Raw genomic sequence first — 22612 nt, 5'->3', positions numbered from 1 at the left:
TCACTTGGCTCATTTATCTTAAACTGAATAGCAAAACCGCGATTAGGCACAGCATATGAAGTAACTGTGTTGGTGCAAAATATAGAAAATATTTCCAGCCACCTGTGAGAAATGCATTCACACATTTTGAAATCGCATGGGCTGATAATCCAATCACCACAGCATAAACCAATGTTAAATTGTCGATATTACCTTGCATCACCACGGTTGCCATAGCTGCATGGACTTCAAAGAGTGATGCTAATAATGTCCCTAAAATTAAGCCTTTATCACCTAAAGCGAGATTTAATCCATAAACAAGTGCTTGGATCAAAGTAAGCGTGATGGCAATGATTGCCGCCTGTTTTAAGCTAAACATTCGACTATCAGTATTTTCTAACGGCACTGTTTCATTCGCCTCTACACGAAGCATTTCAGGTTCTGACTCTTTATTATGCTGAACTTGAGATGAGCCATAAATCAGATATAACGCAGTAAGGACCAATATCAAGATGCCGACGATACTTGGTATAACTAATATTTTAAACCAAGCAAAACTCACCCCAAGGACAATGATCAAAAGTTGAACCAATGTCGCAACACATGAAAAAAGTCCTGCCCCTGCATTACTTTTGGCACTGGCTTTTCCTGCTCGCACTTCCATGCCTAAGCTTGCGATTGTTGCTGTGCTCGACACAAAACCTGATGCCAAGGCCGATAAGATAATCGCTTTATCAGAAGATAGAAGCCGCTTGGCGATGTGCGCTAATGACTGCACCACCAAGATCAATATCAGTAATTTTAAAATCACATAGGGATTTAATACAGAACCCCAATAGGCCTGATTCGGCGTTAAAGGTAAGGCAATTAGGATCAATGCCAGTAAAAATACACCATCTCTTAACTCATAGTCTTTGATCCAATGTGCTGCAAAATGATGTAAGCCTTTTTTTCCAACTAATATGAGGGTCAACACCACAGCCAAACACGCAGCCAATGGAATATTAAATACACAAGCAGCGCCGATTAAATAGGTCATAACAAAAGCTAGTTCTGTGGTTGTGCCAATATCTTGTTTTTGCTGGCTTAATCCATAATAGCTAAACACACTGACGACAATTGCACCGATTACACCAACAGCTAAATGGATTAAAAAACACAATGCTCCAAACAGCGCACAAATGGTAAATGAGCGTAAACCGGCAAAGCTCTGTTCACTGTCCAAATTGTTGTTACGTTGACGCTCCAAACCGATGAGCAATCCACAGCCTAAAGCCGAAGCTAAAATAGTTAACAACGCTGGGAAGGATAATGTTTGTATGAGTATTTCCAAATTTAAGCCCTCCCATCAATACATTGTTTATTTTGGCAATATAAATAAAAAATAATATAAAAATTTAACGCTAAAATTTGAAAAAAACATATAAATTGAACAACTTGAGAATTTTCAATCATGTTCAAAGTTTAGTCATACTTTAAATCATAAACAATTCCATGATAAATATCCTAGTGGACATCAAATATTTCTCATCTTTTAATTAAAAAAAATATTCGAAAATCTGACTTAAATTCGGACTTTTTTACCTTCATGTCTGTTTAAAGCACACATTAAGCCCAAATCACCATAATCGCCGCAATCACCACTAGGGCTAAACCCCAATGATCAGTTCTTGCGAGTTTTTCCTTAAAGAAATAGGCAGAGATTAAGAGGCTAAATAATATTTCGATTTGACCTAGGGTTTTGACAATCGCAACCGTTTGCATACTCATAGCAGTAAACCAGCCCAAGGATGCTAGAAAGCTACAGACACTAACGCGAAAGGTCAGACCTACTCTCTCCCACATGGCAATGAGCGTTTTACGGCTAAATAGACTGAGGTACAACAGCATAATCACACATTGAAAGCCAATTACACTCAACAACACCCACGCCGCACGATGCAAAGTCGGTAAATCACTTAGCTCTAAACTGGCTTCACGAACCAATAAAGAGGTAATTGCAAAACTTAATCCACTTCCTACACCGATGCATAAAGTTGGCAGAGATAATTTTTGTCGTTGAGAACCTTTGCTTAAAAGAAAAACGGCAACACTACCAACCAAAACACCAATCCAACCAAATAAACTTAAATGTTCACTTAAGAAAATCACTCCAACAATGGCCGCAAAGATCGCTTCACTTTTCGCTAAACCGACGCCGATGGCATAATTCTTTTGTTTAAAAAGCAACACCATTAAAATCGTCGCTAAAATTTGACTTAGCCCTGCAATCACCACATAAACCCAAAACATAGGTGTAAATGTGGTCACCTGAGTCACAGGCTGTTGCTGGTACAACACGAACAAATAAATACAGGCAAATGGGAGCCCAAAAATAAACCGTGCAAGGGTGACACCATACACATCAACAGTGGTACTGAGTTGCTTTTGAAATGCATTGCGCCATGACTGCATAAAAGCAGCCATTAAAGTGAATAAGATCCAAACTGGAAACATAAGAAAGGTGGTTTAACGGTGGATGCCTCATCAATTTACGCTTTTATTGAATTGAATGCGACCCAACACGGCTAGATTATTCATTGAACTTGGTTATAGATTCGTTGAAAAAAATTTATTTAAAAACCTGATATTAAGAACTTGGTATGTATCGAAAGGTAAGTTTTTATAAAAAAATGCAAAGGCATATCACCTTTGCATTTTGCACTTTACCAACATTTAGTTAGCGACTTACGTTAAGTTAGCTTTCAAGTAGTACAGCACCAAATTGCTCACGTAGATCTTTTTTCAGCATTTTACCTGTTCCACTCAAAGGAATAGCATCCACGAAAATCACTTTATCTGGCACCTGCCATTTAGCGACTTTATCTGCATAGTAATCCAAAATTTCTGTATCAGATAAATCGACATCTGGCTTTTTAATCGCAATCAATACAGGACGCTCATCCCATTTCGGATGGGTCGCTGCAATCACTGCCGCCATTGCAATTTTAGGATGTCCCATAGCTAAATTTTCTAACTCAACAGAAGAAATCCATTCGCCGCCCGATTTGATCAAATCTTTTGAACGGTCACTAATTTTTAAGAAACCATCTTCATTCAGCGTAGCAATATCCCCGGTATCAAACCAACCATCTGAGGTTAATGCGGACTCTGTTTTGCCAAAGTAATTGCCAATAATCCAATGCCCTTGGATTTGTAAATTACCTGTCGTTTCACCATCACGTGCAACTTCATATGTACCGCTTTCTTCATCGGTAATACGTAAATCGACCCCAAATGGTGGACGACCTTGTGACAAACGCACTTGTAATTGTTCTTCTTCAGATAATAACAAATGTTTGGCTTTAAACTGGTTTGAAGAACCTAATGGACTGGTTTCGGTCATGCCCCAAGCATGAATCGTTTCACAGTTAAATTGCTCTTTAAACACTTTCAACATCGCAGGTGGGCAAGCAGATCCACCAACCACATTACGCACTAAACTTTCGAGCTGACTACCTGCTTGTTGCGCAGCATTGATTAAACCCTGCCAAATCGTTGGAACACCCAATGCAACGGATACTTTATAGTCATCAATCATTTGCGTCAGGCTTGCTCCATCTAAACCTGGGCCTGGCAGCACTAAGGTGCAACCCACCATAGCCGCAGCATATGGCGTACCCCATGCATTGACATGGAACATCGGCACAACAGGCATCATAATATCTCGCGCTGAGATATTTAATGAATCTGGCATACAAATCGCATAACTGTGTAAGACTGTTGAACGATGACTATACAACACACCTTTAGGATTGCCTGTGGTACCCGAGGTATAACATAAAGAACTAGCCGATAATTCATCTAATTCTGGCCATGTATAGTCTGCAGATTGCCCCGCGATAAGTTCGTCATAAAATTTAACATCTGGCACAGCTTCGACAATCGCTGCATCTGGTGCATCTAAGCAAATAAAGTGCTCAACAGATTTTAATAAAGGTTTTACTGCTTTGATTAAAGGCAAAAAAGTTTTATCAAATAACATGACGCGGTCTGCGGCATCATTGATGATAAAAATTAATTGTTCAGGAAATAAACGTGGATTAATGGTGTGACATACATAACCACTACCTGAAATAGCGTACCAAGACTCTAAGTGACGATGGTTATTCCAAGCGATGGTCGCAACACGATCCCCTAAATTTAAACCGAGTGATGCGAGAACATTCGCAAAACGTTTTGAATTTTTATGGACTTCACCCCAAGTAGTTTTCGTAATCGTCGTGTCTGTATTTTTTGAAATGACTAAACTATCCGCATGATAGCGACCCGCATGTTCAATCATGCTACTAATCAAAAGCGGTTTAAACATCATATTACCAAGCATTCTTTGCTCCCACATTCATCCATATTGAGTTGTTGTTTTTCCGCACTGTCCTGCAGATTTTTTAAAACTTTGCACCATGTCAAAAGTGATTATTCTTTATCGACAAGGTTAAAGCAGTAGATATGAAACGCATATCCAAAACTGATTCTTATGTTTTAACCTTAATTGATTTTAGAATCCACTGTTTTATTGCTCAAAATATGAATGCTTTAGTGGTATAGAATGCAAAAATTAATAGCTTCAGCCCAATTCAAAATATATTCTTAATGTGCGCGCACACCACTGCTTTAAAGAAATTTTTTTGTTCAAATATTAAATAATTGACTGAATCAGATTGGCATAAAAAAACCCAGTCTACATATACTGGGTTCATTCATCGCATTAGCCGTTGTAGTTAAGTTACAATAGTTACAGTACTTCAAACTCAATACGACGGTTTTTCTTACGGCCTTCAGGCGTAGCATTGTCTGCTACAGGCTTATTTGAGCCCATCCCTTCAGTACTTAAGTTCGCCGCTGCAATATTTTTTGAAATCAGGTAGTTTTTAACTGCATTAGCACGATCTTGGCTTAAACTTAAGTTTTTCTCAGGATTCCCCGAGCTGTCTGTGTGACCAATAATTCGTACTTTTTTCCCACCGACGCGATTCAGTGCGACAACCATTTCATCTAAGATCTGTACCCCAGATGGCGCTAAAATAGCACTTCCCGATTCAAATTCGATAATACGATTACGTAAAGCCGCATCAATAATAGCCTGTTCAGCCTGATTGACAGAAAGCTGTGCATTGAAACGAAAAGGTGCTGTGACCAAAGACTGAAACTTGGTGGTCGTTGGTTGGATATCATTTTGATTTGACATCTTGCCACTTAAATCGACTTGCGTTCCGCGTACAGAGAGTTTCCCCTGTTTTACTTTTTTTAAGTCATCATTAATCATTTGGCTTACGCTATTGCCCCAACCATTGGGTGCTGTAACCGCTCGAACCTGAATTTTATCAACCACATTTGCCTGACCATAGGTCAAATAGGCTTTATTTAATATTTCTTGCTTGGTTGCTTCATTCGGTACAGCACCTTCAATCACAATAGGCTCTGCCCAAAGCAAAGTCGAACAACCTAAAATGTACACACTCGCAAGAAATTTGGGCAACATTGGTAAGATTCTTTGCATCATTATTCTTCTATAAAAGTCTGTCTAAAAAGTTTAATGCCATGAATAAGGCTGATCTGGCGCTCACTCAAAGACTGTTCCAAAACGGCTAAGCCTGCATTTTGTTCAAGATAAGGATCAATCCAACTAGCATCAATCAAGGAAACCCAATGATCACTTTGCATGTTTTGGGTAAATACATCACTCAGCGCTGTAATATCAGCGCCTTGAAAACCAAACAGTAAAACTGGCGAATCACTGTGTAGGATGCCAATGAGTAATTCAGCATCTTGGTTTTCGACAAAGCGACTAATTAAATTGACCCAAAAAGCCGCAATTTCATAACAGTAACTAATATTATTGATCGGTAAAATCAACACTTTATTCAACCGAGACGTGCCCTGATGAATAATCGGTTGTAGCAGCAAACCGAGACCAATCATGCTTTGCGCCAACTGATAAGGCGTAAAATTCAATAAACGTGCAAATGAATGCAACGTATGATGCTCATAAAAAGAAGAGGTTTCTTCTGTCCCGAACACTTGAATTTCGTTATTCAGTTTGCCTAATTTATCGAGCAAAATATCGGGATCGCGAATAGAACGCATCACTCGGTTACGCTGATATAAGTCAATTAAGGTTTGTTTATAACGATATGGTGCATACAAAATATTATCGAAAGGATCATCGATTTCTAGCAGATGAGCGAGCACCATTGGAAATTGACGCTTTGAACTGTCTTCACTACTAATCAAATTGGCAACCAAAAAACGCTTATCTTTTGGACTGGCAATAAAGAAATCTAATGAAGGCAGTGAGTTATACGCTGCATTAAAATTGTCTGAACGCATAGCGAACTCAAGCGCCTCCGTGATCCACTGATCGATTAACTGAATCAGTGAATATTGTTCACGGCTCTTTAAGAAGTCACCACGAGCTGGACATTTTCCATAATACAGCGGTGTCGTTCTCACTTCATACATCGTCACACTCCTTGTTCTTTTGCACGAATGCCACCGCTCTCATTTTTAAATTCATCATCATGGTGTTGCTGTTCCTTGTACAACACTCATCGGTGAAGTCACTGGCGCTACAGGCGCTTGTCCTGCAGGCATCGTTTGCGCTGCGACGACACGAACACCTTTATTCGTCACCACTTGATCAACAAGAGTCATACCTGAATAGCCTGAACCTGTAGTTGGGCCAGATGCGTTACCACTAATTAAACGGAAATTCACTTTAACAAACACTTTTGGATTTTGTTTGCTACGCCACACCATTTCAAATGAATTACCATTTTGTGTACGCTGAGCGCCTTCAACCAATCGGTTAATACCATATTCACCCGGCTCATCAAAAATCGTATGCGTTTGACCTTCCAAGTCAATTGCAGTAATACGTGCACCCGGAATTGCCCCTTTATTTGGCCAAACGAAGTTCACCCATTGCTGAACACCGTTTTCATACACCATACGCTGACCATCAATATCAATGGTATATGAAAGCAACTGTGTATTTTCTAATGGGAAGAATTGGAAGTTCGATTGATTGGTTGCCGCAGGTGCTGCTTGACTCAATTCCCCTGTAGCTACGCCATTACTTGGCGCAACATAGCGTTGGAAATTCGCTACAAATTGTGGATTTAAACCAATGCCCAAATCTTTCCATGTTTTCGTGGTTAAGGTATAGCCTCGACGAATCACCAATGGATCTAAATATTCTTTTACAAAACGAGCGATACTTCCGTTTTCACCAAAAATTTGGCTAATTTCATTACTGGTCGCTTGTAAAGTAGCATTGCTATTAAATGGATATTTAGGCGCAAGATTGGTTGTAAATGGTTGATACGCCTGCATTGCCCACAACTTATTAATTTCGTTTTGAGCTGGGATCAAAAGAACCTCAAATGACTGGGTCACTGGCTGCATAAAGAGCTTTTGAATCAACTGTTGATCTAATTCATTCAGACCGACAGACATTTTTTCATCCACAAATTTTTGCGTGCTATTAAAGACAGAGCTTTGATCATTGATGGTTTGTTTCACCAATGTCATGCTTGCAGGCCCCATATCACCACCACTCTTTAAGTCATTGAACTTACTACGTACTTGACTCAAAGAAAGCATGTATTCATCTAAAATAGATTTGTTTTGCTGATCATCACGCTTACGAACCAATTGATAGAACACATCAAATTCTTTTGCAATAACACCTTGACCGGCTTTAGAAGCAACTTGCTGTGCCTGCTGCGCATCATCACGGCTGAGGACTTTACGTTTAAACCACGCAATAAAACCTTTCTGAGGCGCAGCCAGTTCTGCTTGAACAATTGGATTATCCCAACTGGTTTCTTTGGCAATACGGTCGACCACTTTACGAATTGGCGAGTTTTCAGGTTCACCTAAAATATCAATAAAACGTGACTGCTGAGCGACATCTGCGCCTTTGCCATAATGCACAGCATTTAAGAATTTACGCCATTCAGCGATATATTCCTGCTTATAAAGTTCGGTTAACTGTTTACTGATCTGATCTGGACTACCACTAAACGTCAGGTCATCAGAACGATTGGTATTGAGTACCCAATCTTGAGTATCCGTCGGATTATTCGCAGCTTGGTTAATCGCATCTTTTACATAATCATTCCATGCTTGGTAAGTAAAAATACCCGGCAAGGCATAACTACCTAACATGCTTTTTTGGCCTGTTTCACCTAAAATTTGCTTCACAGTTACTGCTGGGAAACGTACCGAACCACGCATTTTAATTTCATTATAAACGCGGTCACGTGCAGGAATACCCATGGTAACAGCTGTTAATAATTGACGTGTTTGATCAACCAATAAAGGATCAGATTCCATTTGCGGGAACGCAGGATCAGCAGCTAAAGTCATCGCATAAGATAAAACTTGTTCGGCTTTTTGAATCATTTCCCCACGTGGCATTTGACCGCGATTTGAATCTAACCATGAACGCCAGAAACGAGTAACTTGGTCACTCAAATGGCTCGATTCCATATATTTATGATTGCTCATCATCAAATACGCCTTCAGTGCATTATATGCATCCTGAGGGTTAGTATCTGATGGTTCTAAATAGGGCTGATTTGATTTCACAGCTTGAGTGATTTGCACATTGACGTGATTTTCTTTCAACGTCGCTTCATTGGCTTTAACGCGCTGTAAGTACTGCGCCATATTTTGCTGAGATGGTGCCAATACAATTTGTTGAATACCTCGTAAATACTCAACTTTGAGTTTTTCACGAATTTTATTCCCTTGGTATAAACCAAAGCTATATTTCAAAGGACGATCTTCATCAAAATGATCGAGCTGCTGTAAATGCCCTTGTAATATCAGCAATGCATCCAATTGAGTCGAAAGCTCACTTCCGCTACGGCTTTCCATTTGTACAACTTTGTCTAGGTCTGCCTGAACTTCAGCCACGAGTTGTTGGTTATTACGATACGACCAAACCCATAATCCAAGCACCACAGCAACCAATAATAATGCAGCAATAAATGCCATAAAACGCTGACGCTTACGTGCAGGATTGATATGTTGTTTAACCAGATTTTTATCTTTTAAAATGACGGTTGAAAAGAGTCCTTTTAAGAAATAACCATGATCTTGCGAAACAGAATTTGTCGGAATGCCAAACTCACTATCCGTACTTTTCACCAAATGAAAATCTTCAGCAATTTGTTCGGTCATCGGACTTTCAATCACACCTTCTTGTAACGCACTGGTGAAATAGAACCCACGGAATACCGGTTTAAACTGATAAGGGTTGTCTTGAAACAACGTACCAATAAAAGTTTTTAACACTGGCTTTAAACTTTTAAACTCAAGTGGAAATGTCATTACACTTGGAGAAATATTTTGCGAATGACGACGACTCAAGTGCGTAGTACTGACGCTCTTCAAGCCATCGTATAAAATTGAATAATGCTTTTCGAACATCTCAACAGCATGTTCGGATGAGTCTGGATCATAAGGTAGCGTTGCACCCCAAACTTGATCAAATTCATCCTTATCATAACAATCAAAAAATTCTGTAAAGCCAGCAATCAAATCCATTTTTGAAAAAACGATATACACTGGCGCAAAAATTTCTAAACGTTCCGTCAAATCCTGTATACGTGCGCGTAAGTTTTTGGCTAATTTGATTGATTTTTCAGGACTTTGACTAACAAGCTCCGCCACAGAAACAATCACGATTAAACCGTTAATTGGTGCTTTAGAACGGTTTTTCTTTAGAATATTTAAAAAGCCTAACCATTCTGAATGGTCTTCGGCATAAACTGAATATCGACCTGCGGTATCGAGTAACACACCATCTGTAGAGAAAAACCAATCGCAGTTACGAGTACCACTTAGACCTGCCGACACCATTTTCTGATGAGTTTCTTCAAATGGAAATCTAAGACCAGAATTATAAATCGCTGAACTTTTACCCGCTGCTGGGTTACCAATCACCATGTACCAAGGTAATTCATATAGGGCTGCATTCCCCTTTTTGTCGCCGAGTTTTGATTTACGGATAAGTTGAATCGAGTCTTTCATTTGCTGATTGATCAGCGCAAGTTCTTCTTTATTTTTTTGTTTACCGTATTCAGCTTCATTATCCTTGGCAATCGCCTCAGCAAGTTCTTCGCCTTGCTGTTTATGACGATAATGCTGTACTAATTCATATATACCCCACAGAATTAATCCGAGAATATAAACAGCAACCACAATGTAAAAAGTCTTTTGCGGAATCGAATTATGCATAGCCACAATGGCCACAAAAAATGACAAAGCCACCATCGCTTTAGGATTGGTGACGTACTGCCAAACATAACCGAGGATCGTATAAAATAGTGTGTTCACAATGTTCTCAATTTCGTCTTAATTCTAATTAAACAGTTTCTTGTTCAAGTTCATCTTCTACTGAAAATGCTTGAATAAAAGCAAATGTCGATTCTTGGTCTGTGCTATAAATCATGGCAGTTAACTCTTCTGGCAAGTGCATACCCAACATGAATCCAAAAATTTTTGCCAATTGCTGGGTATTTCCAAGATTCTGTTTTGTATATAAAAAATGATAGGTTTCAATCGCGGTTTCATTAAATTTATACTGTAATTTTTTCACCACTTTCATATCCGTTGCATCATCTAACATCAATAAAAAGGGTTGTTCTTGATCATACTGATCTAAATTATTCAGTGCTTTAAGCTCTAAATGACGTTTCAACTCAGGCTCATGTGCCACCACTTGTAGCACTTTATTTGGAGTTAAACCTCGAACTTGAACGTCTGAAGCAGCCAAACACCAACTCGATGCAAACTCTGCAGCAATGTATTTTTCTTGTAACCACATCTTTTCATCAATCCATTCTTGGTCGATTTCAGAGTCAGCATTCAGAATCAAACTGACTTCAAACTTTTGTTTTGAAATCATCTCTAAAATGCTTAACCATTCTGAATAAGCGACTTGAGTGCCGATAAAATGTGGCTCGATATGAATTTGTTCGGGAATGATCGAAAATCCGTCAGAAAGATACTGCTGAATAATCTGGGCATAATCATCATTCCATTGATGAATCAAATTATCAGCAAGCAAAATATGGACATTTAAACGATTTAAACGTGAAACTTGCTGTGCATTGTTCGCCAAATGTTCTGGATGTTCATCTTGCGTATAATCTGGATCCACCCAACCCGGATGCATACGGTACTGATATGCCAATTCACTATCATAAAAGAGTGCTGATTGCTTCAGATGCTCAGCAATTAAAAATAGACTTTCAACGTGTTGCTCTAGTTGTTGCTGAATAAGTGACTGGATTCGTTTTTCACGCATGGTGATGGCACTATATTCATCATCTGCTTCTTCATTAGTGAGTTCATCTAAATCTTTGATTCGAAATGAAAGAACAGGCAAACCGTATGCATTGAATAATTTATCATCGAGTTCAGGACTTTTGAATTGTTGAATATCTTGGATAATTTGTTCATTTTCACCAAAACTATGCCAAGCCGCTGAAGAATAAACATTTAAACGAAATTGCTGTACATCAATAGGCTTCGGTTTTGCTTGTTCAATGGCATCAAGTTGTTGTTGCTCAGCTTGTTCTTCTGCACGTTTTTCAGCTTCAAGTTTTTTTTCTTTTTGATGTTGAATGCCCTTATAAATCAAATAAGGCGACAAAATAATTGCACATAAAGCGACAGGAAGAAGTAGAAAATAGGTGACCAGATCAAAAGCTGTCGGGTCATAGCCTGTATCTCGCCAGTAAAAAATCACGAAAGCAGTACACAAAACAAAAAGCGTACTAAAGGTACCAATTATTAATTTCAGCATTATTATAAATTCCCCATTAAGGCATAACAGGTTTCTGTATTATCGACCTGTTTATTCGGCTGTAAAAATGCTCCCTGAGCTAAACCAATTCCGCTCAAAGAATTTAAACACACCGGTTTTATTTCTTCTTTTTGTAAAATTAAGCGCACATCCACCATTAATGTTGGACTGCACCAAGTTTGAATCATTTGTTTTAATTTTAAGCTGCGTGACTGATTCGGTAAAAATGTTAAATAATCTTCATGATTTAAAGGTCCAATCACGATTTCAATTTTTTCGTCAATCTGTTGAATCTTTTCACCACAAAATGTATTTAGTCCCAATAAACTCGGCTGAGATCCACCTAAACATGTTCTCTGATCTTCTTCAAATACAAAAGTTTCAGGGATAAATTCTCGAATATCAAAATTCTGCTTAAAGATACAGTTCAGCATGGTTTTTAATGCATACGCTGTATTGTTTTGTCCCTGCATTAAACCTGAAAACTCTGCAAAATAATCATCTAAATCAGGCTGATCATGCTGGCTACGGATATAACCATTTAATGCATGTAAAATATCAAGATAGTGATTATCCTGCTCGATTTCATAACGAATAGGTAAATGATAATTTAAACTGGCATCAACATAATGTGCTGTTAATTTATGATTAAACAGCCCTAAAAACTTTTGTGTTTCGTGTCGCTGATGTCGCCCGCTGAGCTTAATCTTATTGGTATAACTATAAGGTAATGTACCTTGAATACCCGTTAAACCCACCATTAAATTTGTCAGTTCAACTTTTTCATCATTGAACTCTAAACTTTCAATTTCAGTATTCGGGAAGTTCAGATTAAGTGAACTATTAAACTCAAAGTCATTTGCCCAATGGACTTGAGCTGCTCCATAAGGTGCATGTCTTAACAAACGAGTGGCTTGAACAAACTCGTAGGCTTTCGGTTCTTGGAAAAGTCCGTCAATTACAGAGCTTTCTTGCCACCAACGTTCTGCACGCATTGGTATAACTCCTGTTGACTATTTGCATCAAAAACCGAGACATCGACAAAGCTGTTCATATTGACTTTTAAATTAAAGATATGTGCCAGTAATTGACTAAATATATACAGGCTATGTCCTCTAAATATATCCGCATCGATATCGAGCTGTACTTTTAAACCTCTGACAAATAAGGGAAACGGTTTACTATCCACAAGTTTCTGCGTGGTAGAAAACTGAATATTTTTTATGGAGTCGATAATAATTTGGTTTTCTTTTGATTTAGGTAAATTATACAATTCCAAAAGTTCTTTAATATGAGAGACCGCATCGCCTTTCATTAAAGACATATTATTCAAAGATAAATGTGAAATCACTCGCCACTGTTCTTGTTTATTTTGTTCAAAATAATATGGAATCGACGGACGTTTGAGCATCAGAGCACGACGTGCCAAATTACTATCATTCAGTGTTAATGCATTCTGATCTTTATTATAACTTTCGTAAGGTAACTCACGATTACTACATAGTAGTTCCGTACTAATAAAATCAGACTGAGTGCTATGCGGATCTAAAGCACGAGATATGATTGAATAGTTTAATTCCTGATGTTTATTCTTCATCTGCTGCGGATTTAAACTATAAAAAAACTGAATTTTATCTTGATGATAATGACTCATTGCAAAAAAAGGCAGTACAGGATAATACACTTCATCTTGGTTACTTTTTTCACGCACCATGTTCATTTTTAAAATGCTATAGGCTTGAAAATATTCAGGATGATGTGCGTCTGTCACCAATGGATATTCCATTCGCTTATGATTAATCTTTTGCGGCTCTGCTTGTTTATTGAAAAGATTAACAATTGGTGTAGCAAACAATTTAAAATTTGCCGCATTTAATTCTGAATAATTTCGAATCGCCGCTTGATCATTTAAATTGAGTTTAAAGTGCATTTGAACATCAAATTCACTATGTTCTAAACTTAAAAACTTAATGAAATCTAAATTTAGATTTAAAAAATTGAATTTTTCAGGAACACAAAAATATTCCATCAATAAACGATATGCATGATGCGTATGTTGATCGATAGGTAGAACACTTTGAATTTCATCAAAGCCCATAATTTCAAATGGATTGGCAATATCAAAAATGTGCTGCCCCACACGAATCGAAAAACTCGTAGTCGATTTAAAAATACTATCTAAAACCTGTAAAGGAAAATTAGAAATAGCGTCTAAAAATATCGGCAAAGTTTCATTTTTGAGTAAAGCGTGCTTATTCGAAAAAATTTCAAATCCTAAGCTCAATGTGGCATTTTGATTTAAATGCATATGTGCCGATGGATGAGTTTTGAAATTGAGCTGTTTTAATTGAATCGGTAATAAAGTGACTTCTTGTACCGTCTGATATTCACATTGAACACCACGCGTACTTTTGGCTTTTAGACTGGTCGCCTTTGGAATAACGTGTCGATCTGTTAATTGCTTAATTTTATTTATATCTTCGAAGCTCACCACAGAACATGCAGGAAATGGTTTTAAATATTGAGGAAACATCACCTCAAAAATTGATCGAGTAAAAACGTCATAACTATCTGCAAGTTTTTTATCAATCCGTGCAGAAATTAAAGAAAAGGCTTGAATTAAACGCTCAATATGCGGGTCATCTATTTGTTCTTGGTTTAAAGACAAACGCTGGGCGATTTTGGGGTATTTACTGGCAAACTCACGGGATTGTTGTCCAAATTCCTGTAGTTGTTTTTCGTAATACGGTAACAGCTCTTCAATCACAGATAACCCACTTCATTAAGCTCTTGGAGAAATAACATATTGTTGTGTTGTTGGTTTTAATAAGGCATCAAAAATAACTGGTTCGTATAAAGGATGAATATTTAAATATGCCTGAATACTTAAACATAGTGCCCCCATATTATGGCCATCCATGAGCATTTCGACTCGAATCTGTTTTAAACGCGGTTCATGTGCAGCAATCGATTGCTCAATTGACTGGCAAATTTTGTCGCGATCCGATGGATTTGCTGTCGATAAGCCCACAAAATCGATAATGCCAAATTGCAAAATAGACTTTTTTGCTAATGGAAAGTCATCAATCAGTTCATCTAACTTTGCCACCCGACTATTGAGAAGATCCTCTAAATCGGAAGCAACAGATTCACGAAGTTCTTGCAAAGACAGACCTTGAGTCTGCTGAGCATCTGCTGGTAATAAGCGGTCAAATAATGTCGTTCTAAAACCGTAAGGATAAAGCTGATCGAGATTCATATCTTCTTATAAATATTTAAAAAAATGAAAATAGAGGCTACCCAAGTTAGCCTCTATCTGAATCCATCTATTACGCTGCGTATGAAGCAGTGTTGTTAGATAATGACCACTTCTTAGTAACAGCACCTTTCGCAGTACCGTTAATATCTTGTTGGTTATATGTCCACTCTACTGCAGCATATTTCAAACCAAATGATTCGTGCGGAACACCTTCATCATTTACAGTTGGAGTCACACTAGAAACCAACACATGTTTCAGTTTGATTTGAAGATATTTAATACGTTTATCGCCATTCGCACGGTAGAAATCAATTTGAACTTCATCAAATGTATAACCTGCTGAACATGCTTCCCAAAGTTTAGGGCTTGTCGCGTCTAAATCTTTAACAAAAACCATGTCAGAATGTTCTACACGTTCTGCAGTGTGACCACCCACACTTGAAGAAGTCGCAGATTTAGGTTGACGGATGTTATGCGTCCAAGAGTTTACTTCTAACCAACTCTTGTGCTCTGCATCACGAGATTCGCCGTCTACTTTGTACTTACCACGAAATTGAATGTATATATCTTTCATTGTTCTGAATACCTATTTATTTAAAGTTATTATAGTGTTGACCCAAAATTAATTTGAGGACTGAGGTAACTCGGTCACAAGTCGTAATGAAACAGACAACTCATCCAACTGGAAATGTGGTCTTAAGAAAACCACAGATTTGTAGTGACCAGGCAAAGCTGGATTTTCTACAACTTTTACAGAAGCTTCACGCAATGGATACTGAGCTTTAGCTTCTTGAGATGCACCATCATCGAGCAATACATATTGCGATAACCATTCATTTAAGAAGGTCTCAACATTACCCGCTGATGCAAAACTACCCACTTTGTCACGCATCATTGCTTTTAAATAATGTGCAATACGTGAAACTGCCATGATGTATTGGATCTGGCTAGACAATGCAGAATTGGCATTTGCTGTATCGCTATCATATTTTTTAGGTTTTTGCGTCGATTGCGCACCGAAAAATGCAGCATAATCCGTATTTTTGCAGTGTACCAACGGAATAAAACCAAGATCACTCAGTTCTTTTTCACGACGGTCAGTAATGGCAATTTCAGTTGGGCATTTAAAGACCACTTCACCATCATTGGTTTTGAACGTATGGACAGGCAATCCTTCAACTAAACCACCACCTTCTACACCACGAATCGCAGCACACCAACCATGCATATCAAAAGCATTAGTTAAACGCGTACCAAAGGCATAAGCCGCGTTCATCCATAAATATTCATTATGGTTTTCGCCCGAAACTTCTTCAACGAAGTTAAATCCTTCAGTGGCAATACCTTCTTTTGGATCATATGGCAAACGACCCAAAACACGTGGCATTGTCAACGCAACATAACGTGCATCGTCACTTTCACGGAATGAACGCCATTGTACATATTCTGCTGTTTCAAAGATTTTAGATACATCACGCGGACGATCAATATCAGTAAAAGACTCTAGTCCCAACATATTCGGGCTAGCAGCCGAAATAAACGGTGCATGTGCAGCCGCAGCGACATGTGAAATTTGCTCAAGCAAATACATATCAGATGAAGTACGGTCAAACTCAAAGTCACCAATCAATGTTGCATAAGGCGCACCACCGAATGATCCATATTCTTCTTCATAGATTTTTTTGAACAACGTGCTTTGGTCAAAATCGGTCGCACCTTGGAAATCTTTAATCAATTCTTTTTTCGTCGTATTTAACATACGAATTTTTGTTAAAGAATTTGAAGGTGTTTCTTGGCAGAAATAATACAAACCACGCCATGTCGATTCAATTTTTTGAAATTCAGCATGGTGCATGATTTTACTTAACTGAGATGAAATCAACGCATCAATTTCAGCAATACGCTTATCAATTGATAAAGTCATATTGTCCGAAACGGTGATGGTACCTGCCATGACTTCTTTGGCAAGTTCACCGATCAGACTTTTTGCACGATCATGTTCTTGATCTGTACGCGCAATACGACTTTGTTCGACAATTGAATCTAAAAGCGAATATTCTTCAGTTGCTTCAAGGTTTGCAGCAGTTGCAGTATTAAAATTACTCATTTTCTGCCTCCACACTCAACTTACGAATTTGATCAGTGTTATGTAACACTTCATCCAGTAAATCTTCTAAGCGTTCATTATTTGAAATTTTATTACGCAAGTCAGACAGACGCTCACGCGCGGCAACTAACTTTTGTAATGGATCAACCTGTTGTACAACTTGCTCTGGAGTGAAATCAGCCATGCTCTTAAATGTAAGATCTACCGACATTTTTCCACCGTCTTCAGTCAAGGTATTCTCAACTTGAAAATTAGCACGTGGCGCTAAAGACTCCATTACTTCATCAATATTATCTAAATCAACATTAATGAATTTCTTGTCTTTTAATTTGGTTTTCTCTACTTCAGATGCCGCTGAGAAATCACCTAACACCCCTACAACGAATGGTAATTCTTTAATTTCTTTACCGTCGCCAACTTCAACATCGTAAGTCAATTGAACACGAGGAGGACGAATTCGTTGAAGTTTTTTCTGTACACTTTCACGTTTTGCCATGAGTGCTTTTCCTTGTTATTTATTTTTTAATGTATCGAAAGGTGAACCACTGGCAGCAGGTTTTTTCGCTGTAGTCTGCGTTTTTGCTGTCGTGGTAGTTTTCTTTTTGCTTGCTGCTGTAGTCGTTTGTTTAGACTTGGTAGACGCTGTATTGGTTCGTTTTTTAGCTGGTGTTGTCTGTTTAGATTTCACATTGCTCGAAGATTCTGTACTTTTTTCACGAACATCTGCTGCAGCAGACGTAGATTTATCAATCGTCGGCTGAATATAACGAATATTATCCGACAACACTTTGGCAGGAGAATAGGTCTGTTCATCTAGAGTACGATTTTCATTACTCCGCATATGATTCAGCGCATTATAAGAAATAGCGATACCTGCTAAAAAAGTGACATCAGTAAGTTCAGGCGACTGATAGTTCTTTTCTCGCAGCAGATTGACCGCTTGCAATGCTTTTAAATTGTAACCATTAGCTTGATATTTTTTGGCAATATCTACAAAAATTTCATTTTTTAAGTTCTCATTTTTCTTATTTTTTTTGTCGCATAACTGATTATAAAAACCAATAATCTCTGGATCTGTATCACCTACTGCCAGTGGATAATCCTTTAAACAGGATTTTTTCACAGATGCCGCTTTATCTTTTGCAAAAACGGTTTGTGTTAAACTGGCTGCTAAAATTATAGGTAATAAAACACTAAATTTATTCAAAATTGCCTCTGTATTTCTACGTGCTAAAACTTAATTTATGTGGAGAAATCACCACTTATTTTCCCGTGGGTTTTCTCTTCATTTATCAAAATTAAAAATATGCTGCAGATTTAACAAAAAATAAGCACATAGAGTCAATACAAAAATGTGCCAAATACTCCAAAGTTTGTCGACGATTTGTTTTTTTTTGTTTCATTTTATAAAAAAATCTTTTTCCTTTTTTTATTTAGTCTGTATTATATCGCCTAAAGCAAGACACTAATAATATATAAGGTGTTGATTTTAAAGTTTTTATTTTTATAGCAAGAAAAAAGAGATCACAGTCAAACTTGTAAAATTTCGTACTGTGGATTCTAAATTTGATGAGTTATTTATGAATAATTTAAAAGTTTTAATTACTAAACTTTCACCTCACGCCCGCATTTCACTCGAAAAGTCAGCCAATACATGTATTTCACAGCAAAATTATGAAATCGAAATTGAACATTTTTTACTCGAATTATTAACCTATAACAATAAAAATGACCTTCAAATACTCTTAGAAAAATACAAAGTTTCTGCAGACGGTTTGGCAGATGACCTCAAAGAAAGTATCGCTCAACTTCCAAAAGGAAATACGCGCACCCCGATTTTTGCCCAATCCATTGTGCGCTTACTTGAACAAGCTTGGTTATTAGCATCTGCTGAACAAAATCCACAAATTCGTAGTGGTCATTTACTTGTTGCACTGCTTACCGCGCCAGATTTATACCAAATCGCAGCAAGAGCTTCTTCTCTATTCGATTTATTACCTATCGATACGATTAAACATAAATTTTTAGATCTTTGCCTAAAGAGCATTGAAAATGAAGATTTAGCAACTGCATCACCAGATGAAAAATCAGCAGCACAAACGAATGCAACAACGCCAGTTAAAACACCTGCTCTAGACCAATACACCATTAATTTAACTGAAAAAGCTAAAAATGGTGGCATTGATCCTGTGATTGGTCGTGAGTTTGAAATCCGCCTAATGCTAGATATTTTGATGCGTCGTCGTCAGAACAATCCGATTTTAACGGGTGAGCCTGGTGTTGGTAAAACGGCCGTTGTTGAAGGTCTGGCATTAAAAATCGCAACCAACCAAGTTCCAGATGCTTTAAAAAATGTCAGCATTCATACTTTAGATATGGGCTTGCTACAAGCGGGCGCCAGTGTTAAAGGTGAATTCGAAAATCGCTTAAAACAAGTCATTCATGAAGTTCAAGCCTCTGCACATCCAATCATTTTATTTATTGATGAAGCACACACGTTGATTGGTGCGGGTGGTCAAGCAGGTCAAAATGATGCTGCAAACCTGTTAAAACCGGCGCTTGCACGTGGTGAGTTAAGAACCATTGCCGCAACCACATGGGCTGAATATAAGCAGTATTTTGAAAAAGATGCCGCATTAAGCCGACGCTTCCAAGTAATTCAGGTTGAAGAACCGACTGAAGAAGTCGCAATCGATATGCTGCGTGCCATGATTCCCGTGATGGCAAAACATTTCAATTTACAAATTGACGATGAAGCTATCGTTACTGCAGTCCATGCATCACACCGTTATATCACTGGCCGTCAATTGCCTGATAAAGCGATTAGTGTCTTAGATACGGCTTCTGCGCGTGTTGCGTTAACGCAAAATGCACAACCTGTAAAATTGGATCAACTTCATGCTCAATTACATAATTTGAAGCTTGAATTGGTGATTCTTGAAAATGAACATAAGAATATTCCTATTCACCACGAACGCATTGAAAGTGTAAAAACACAAATATCCGCGCTTGAACAAGAAATTCAGTCGACAGAAACGCAGTGGAAAAAAGAACTCGAAATCGTTCAACAGATTAAAACGCTTGAACAAGAGTCCGAGCAAAAACCAGAAAATATTGAAACTTTAAGCAATATTCGTAACCAACTGGCAACTTTACAAGGTCAAACGCCGCTTGTTTTTGAACGTGTAAATGCTCAAATTATTAATGAAATCATTTCAGACTGGACCGGAATCCCTGTTGGTAAAATGGTGAATGGTGAAATTCAGCAAATTTTGAAGCTTGAAGCACAGTTAGAACAACGTGTGATGGGTCAAGATTATGCACTGCATCAACTGGTACAAGGCATTAAAACCTCTAAGGCAAAATTGGAAGATCCAAATAAACCTCAAGGCGTTTTCATGCTGGTTGGCCCAAGTGGTGTGGGTAAAACCGAAACAGCACTTGCGTTAGCAAACGAGTTATATGGTGGTGAGTCACATTTAATCACCATTAACATGTCTGAGTATCAAGAAGCACATACCGTGTCGTCTTTAAAAGGTGCTCCTCCGGGCTATGTCGGTTATGGCCAAGGCGGCGTACTGACAGAAGCAGTTCGCCGAAATCCATATAGTGTGGTTTTGCTCGATGAGATTGAAAAAGCACACAGCGATGTTCAAGAGCTATTCTACCAAGTATTCGATAAAGGTACTTTGGAAGATGGCGAAGGTCGTGTAATTGATTTTAAAAATACCACGATCTTATTGACTTCAAATGCAGGCTCAAGTGCCATTATGCAGGCTTGTTTAAATCAGCCAGTAGAAGAATGGCCGTCAGCAGAAGAACTTTTAGATGTATTAAAACCAGCATTGTATAAACAATTTAAGCCGGCATTTTTAGGTCGTATGCGTATTGTGCCGTATTTCCCTTTACACGATGATCTGCTTGTACGCATTATTCAGCATAAATTAGGCAAAATCACCGCGCGTATTGAAAAACAATATGGTACGCAAACACGTTATACCGATGATTTAGTCGAATTATTATTAAGTCGCTGTACTGAGGTCGATAGTGGTGCGCGTAATGTCGATAACATTTTAAATGCGACGGTCTTACCTGCTTTAGCCACTGAATTACTCATGGCAATGAGCGAGCAAAAGATTCCATCAGTCATTGAAATCGATGTCAAAGACGATGAAATTATTTATGTTTTAGATCCTAAAAGTAAACCTGCGAAAAAACGCAGCAGCAAAAAGACTAAAACCTTAGAAGCATAAGTTAGGAACGATGTAGAATATGAGTTTAGAGCTCGACGCTTTATTGCAACCGATTACGGATGATTTACCTTGCGGTAGTGATTTTTCATTTTCAAATGATTTTCATGCAATTAAAAAAGCTAAAACACAAGATGACCCGCTCTTGGATCAAGGCGACTGGATCGCAGAACCAAAACAGGCAGATTGGGGCTTTGTGCACCAAAAATCGTCAGATCTACTTCGCGAACATACAAAAGATATTCGCCTATATGGTTGGTTGCTTGAAGCGTGGACTCACATTCATGGTTTCGAAGGGATTGCCAAAGGGATTGAACTTACACAAAAAAGTTTGCAAGACTTTTGGCTACAACTTCATCCTGAAATTGAAGATGATGACCTTGATCAACGTCTAGGTTTATTACAAGGGATAATTAATCAAATCCCAACATTAATTAAATCAGTTTCAATCGTTCATGGCGCGGCAGCGTATTCCCTATCCGACTATGATCGACTACTTCATGTTCAAAACCAAAGACGTAAATCCAACCATGAAGATGATGATCAAGAAGAGTCTTTTAATGGTATGGAACAGTTTGAACATGCCTTGTTCAATACGTCAAAATCAATTCAATACCAGTATTACCAACAGTTTTTAGATATTTTAAACCATTGGGAAAACTTAAAAACGACTCTTGATGATTTGATGGGTTTAGATGCGCCAAGCTTTGCTGGCATTGACTCTCAAATCGAAATGATTCACTTGAGCTTAAAAAAAATCTATAAAGCAGATGCTTTTATCAATTCATCGAGCGCTGAACAGGTTCAATCAAATTCTCCAATTGAAAGCCAGACACTTTCCACTGTAACTTCCGTGCAGAATGATATGCAAATAATACAACAACAGCATACGCAGCAATTTAAACCTCAAGTGCAAAATCATCTTGAAAACCGTGAACAAGCCATGAAAGTCTTGCAAGATATTGCGGACTATTTCCAAGTGAATGAGCCGCATAGCCCTGTCAGTTATATGCTGCAAAAGACCATTAAATGGTCACAAATGCCACTGCATGAATGGTTAACTCATGTGATTAAGGATGAAAACCCTCTTGAAGCTGTACAAGAAATGTTAGGTGTTCAGCAACAAAGCAATGAATCGAATAGCGACTGGTAAA

General features: G+C 38.1%; 16 protein-coding genes. 2 read left to right on the top strand and 14 right to left on the bottom strand.

Going from position 1 to position 22612, the window contains the following annotated elements; translation table 11 throughout:
- Positions 1-13: 13 nt before the first annotated feature.
- The 14 genes from FTV11_RS08325 to FTV11_RS08260 form a co-directional block, all read right to left on the bottom strand.
- Positions 14-1312, bottom strand: coding sequence for an MgtC/SapB family protein (locus tag FTV11_RS08325; protein ID WP_180008124.1), 1299 nt, complete (start codon positions 1310-1312; stop codon positions 14-16).
- A gap of 275 nt (positions 1313-1587) precedes the next feature.
- Complete coding sequence (locus FTV11_RS08320) at positions 1588-2475, bottom strand: DMT family transporter (RefSeq protein WP_180008123.1); 888 nt, start codon at positions 2473-2475, stop codon at positions 1588-1590.
- A 241-nt stretch (positions 2476-2716) separates the two neighbouring features.
- Complete coding sequence (locus tag FTV11_RS08315) at positions 2717-4345, bottom strand: long-chain-fatty-acid--CoA ligase (RefSeq protein WP_180073790.1); 1629 nt, start codon at positions 4343-4345, stop codon at positions 2717-2719.
- A gap of 408 nt (positions 4346-4753) precedes the next feature.
- Positions 4754-5500 carry an OmpA family protein gene (locus tag FTV11_RS08310; RefSeq protein WP_306669385.1) on the bottom strand — a complete coding sequence of 249 codons (747 nt, stop codon included), beginning with the start codon at positions 5498-5500 and terminating at the stop codon, positions 4754-4756.
- A 20-nt stretch (positions 5501-5520) separates the two neighbouring features.
- Positions 5521-6480 carry a type VI secretion system-associated protein TagF gene (gene tagF / locus FTV11_RS08305; protein ID WP_078190765.1) on the bottom strand — a complete coding sequence of 320 codons (960 nt, stop codon included), beginning with the start codon at positions 6478-6480 and terminating at the stop codon, positions 5521-5523.
- 57 nt (positions 6481-6537) lie between these two features.
- Positions 6538-10368: a type VI secretion system membrane subunit TssM gene (gene tssM / locus FTV11_RS08300; RefSeq protein ID WP_180073789.1), complete on the bottom strand. Its 3831-nt coding sequence runs from the start codon at positions 10366-10368 to the stop codon at positions 6538-6540.
- Between the two features lie 28 nt (positions 10369-10396).
- The gene (locus FTV11_RS08295) at positions 10397-11842 is read right to left on the bottom strand and encodes a hypothetical protein (RefSeq protein ID WP_168379477.1); all 1446 of its coding nucleotides are present in this window, start codon (positions 11840-11842) and stop codon (positions 10397-10399) included.
- Positions 11843-11844: 2 nt separating this feature from the next.
- Complete coding sequence (gene tssG, locus FTV11_RS08290) at positions 11845-12837, bottom strand: type VI secretion system baseplate subunit TssG (RefSeq protein ID WP_180073788.1); 993 nt, start codon at positions 12835-12837, stop codon at positions 11845-11847.
- A complete protein-coding gene (gene tssF, locus FTV11_RS08285) occupies positions 12801-14609 on the bottom strand; it encodes a type VI secretion system baseplate subunit TssF (protein WP_180027196.1) in 1809 nt (602 codons plus the stop codon). Before tssF ends, tssG begins: the two co-directional genes overlap by 37 nt.
- 15 nt (positions 14610-14624) lie before the next feature.
- Positions 14625-15101, bottom strand: coding sequence for a type VI secretion system baseplate subunit TssE (gene tssE / locus FTV11_RS08280; RefSeq protein WP_078190770.1), 477 nt, complete (start codon positions 15099-15101; stop codon positions 14625-14627).
- A gap of 70 nt (positions 15102-15171) precedes the next feature.
- Complete coding sequence (locus tag FTV11_RS08275; protein WP_078190771.1) at positions 15172-15675, bottom strand: type VI secretion system tube protein Hcp; 504 nt, start codon at positions 15673-15675, stop codon at positions 15172-15174.
- Between the two features lie 48 nt (positions 15676-15723).
- Positions 15724-17208 (bottom strand): type VI secretion system contractile sheath large subunit, encoded by a 1485-nt coding sequence (tssC, locus tag FTV11_RS08270; RefSeq protein WP_180022645.1) that lies wholly within the window; start codon positions 17206-17208, stop codon positions 15724-15726.
- Entirely contained in the window at positions 17201-17704 is a 504-nt protein-coding gene (tssB, locus tag FTV11_RS08265; protein ID WP_078193364.1) for a type VI secretion system contractile sheath small subunit, read from the bottom strand. Before tssB ends, tssC begins: the two co-directional genes overlap by 8 nt.
- 15 nt (positions 17705-17719) lie before the next feature.
- Positions 17720-18415, bottom strand: coding sequence for a hypothetical protein (locus tag FTV11_RS08260; RefSeq protein ID WP_111885475.1), 696 nt, complete (start codon positions 18413-18415; stop codon positions 17720-17722).
- A gap of 373 nt (positions 18416-18788) precedes the next feature.
- Between FTV11_RS08260 and tssH the strand changes: the two genes are divergently transcribed.
- Entirely contained in the window at positions 18789-21461 is a 2673-nt protein-coding gene (gene tssH / locus FTV11_RS08255) for a type VI secretion system ATPase TssH (RefSeq protein WP_180073787.1), read from the top strand.
- A gap of 19 nt (positions 21462-21480) precedes the next feature.
- Positions 21481-22611: a type VI secretion system protein TssA gene (tssA, locus tag FTV11_RS08250; RefSeq protein WP_078193367.1), complete on the top strand. Its 1131-nt coding sequence runs from the start codon at positions 21481-21483 to the stop codon at positions 22609-22611.
- The last annotated feature ends 1 nt before the right edge of the window (position 22612 follow it).

The organism is Acinetobacter sp. YH12231 (assembly GCF_013417755.1).
Taxonomy (GTDB): domain Bacteria; phylum Pseudomonadota; class Gammaproteobacteria; order Pseudomonadales; family Moraxellaceae; genus Acinetobacter; species Acinetobacter amyesii.
This window is presented reverse-complemented; position numbering and strand designations above follow the sequence as displayed.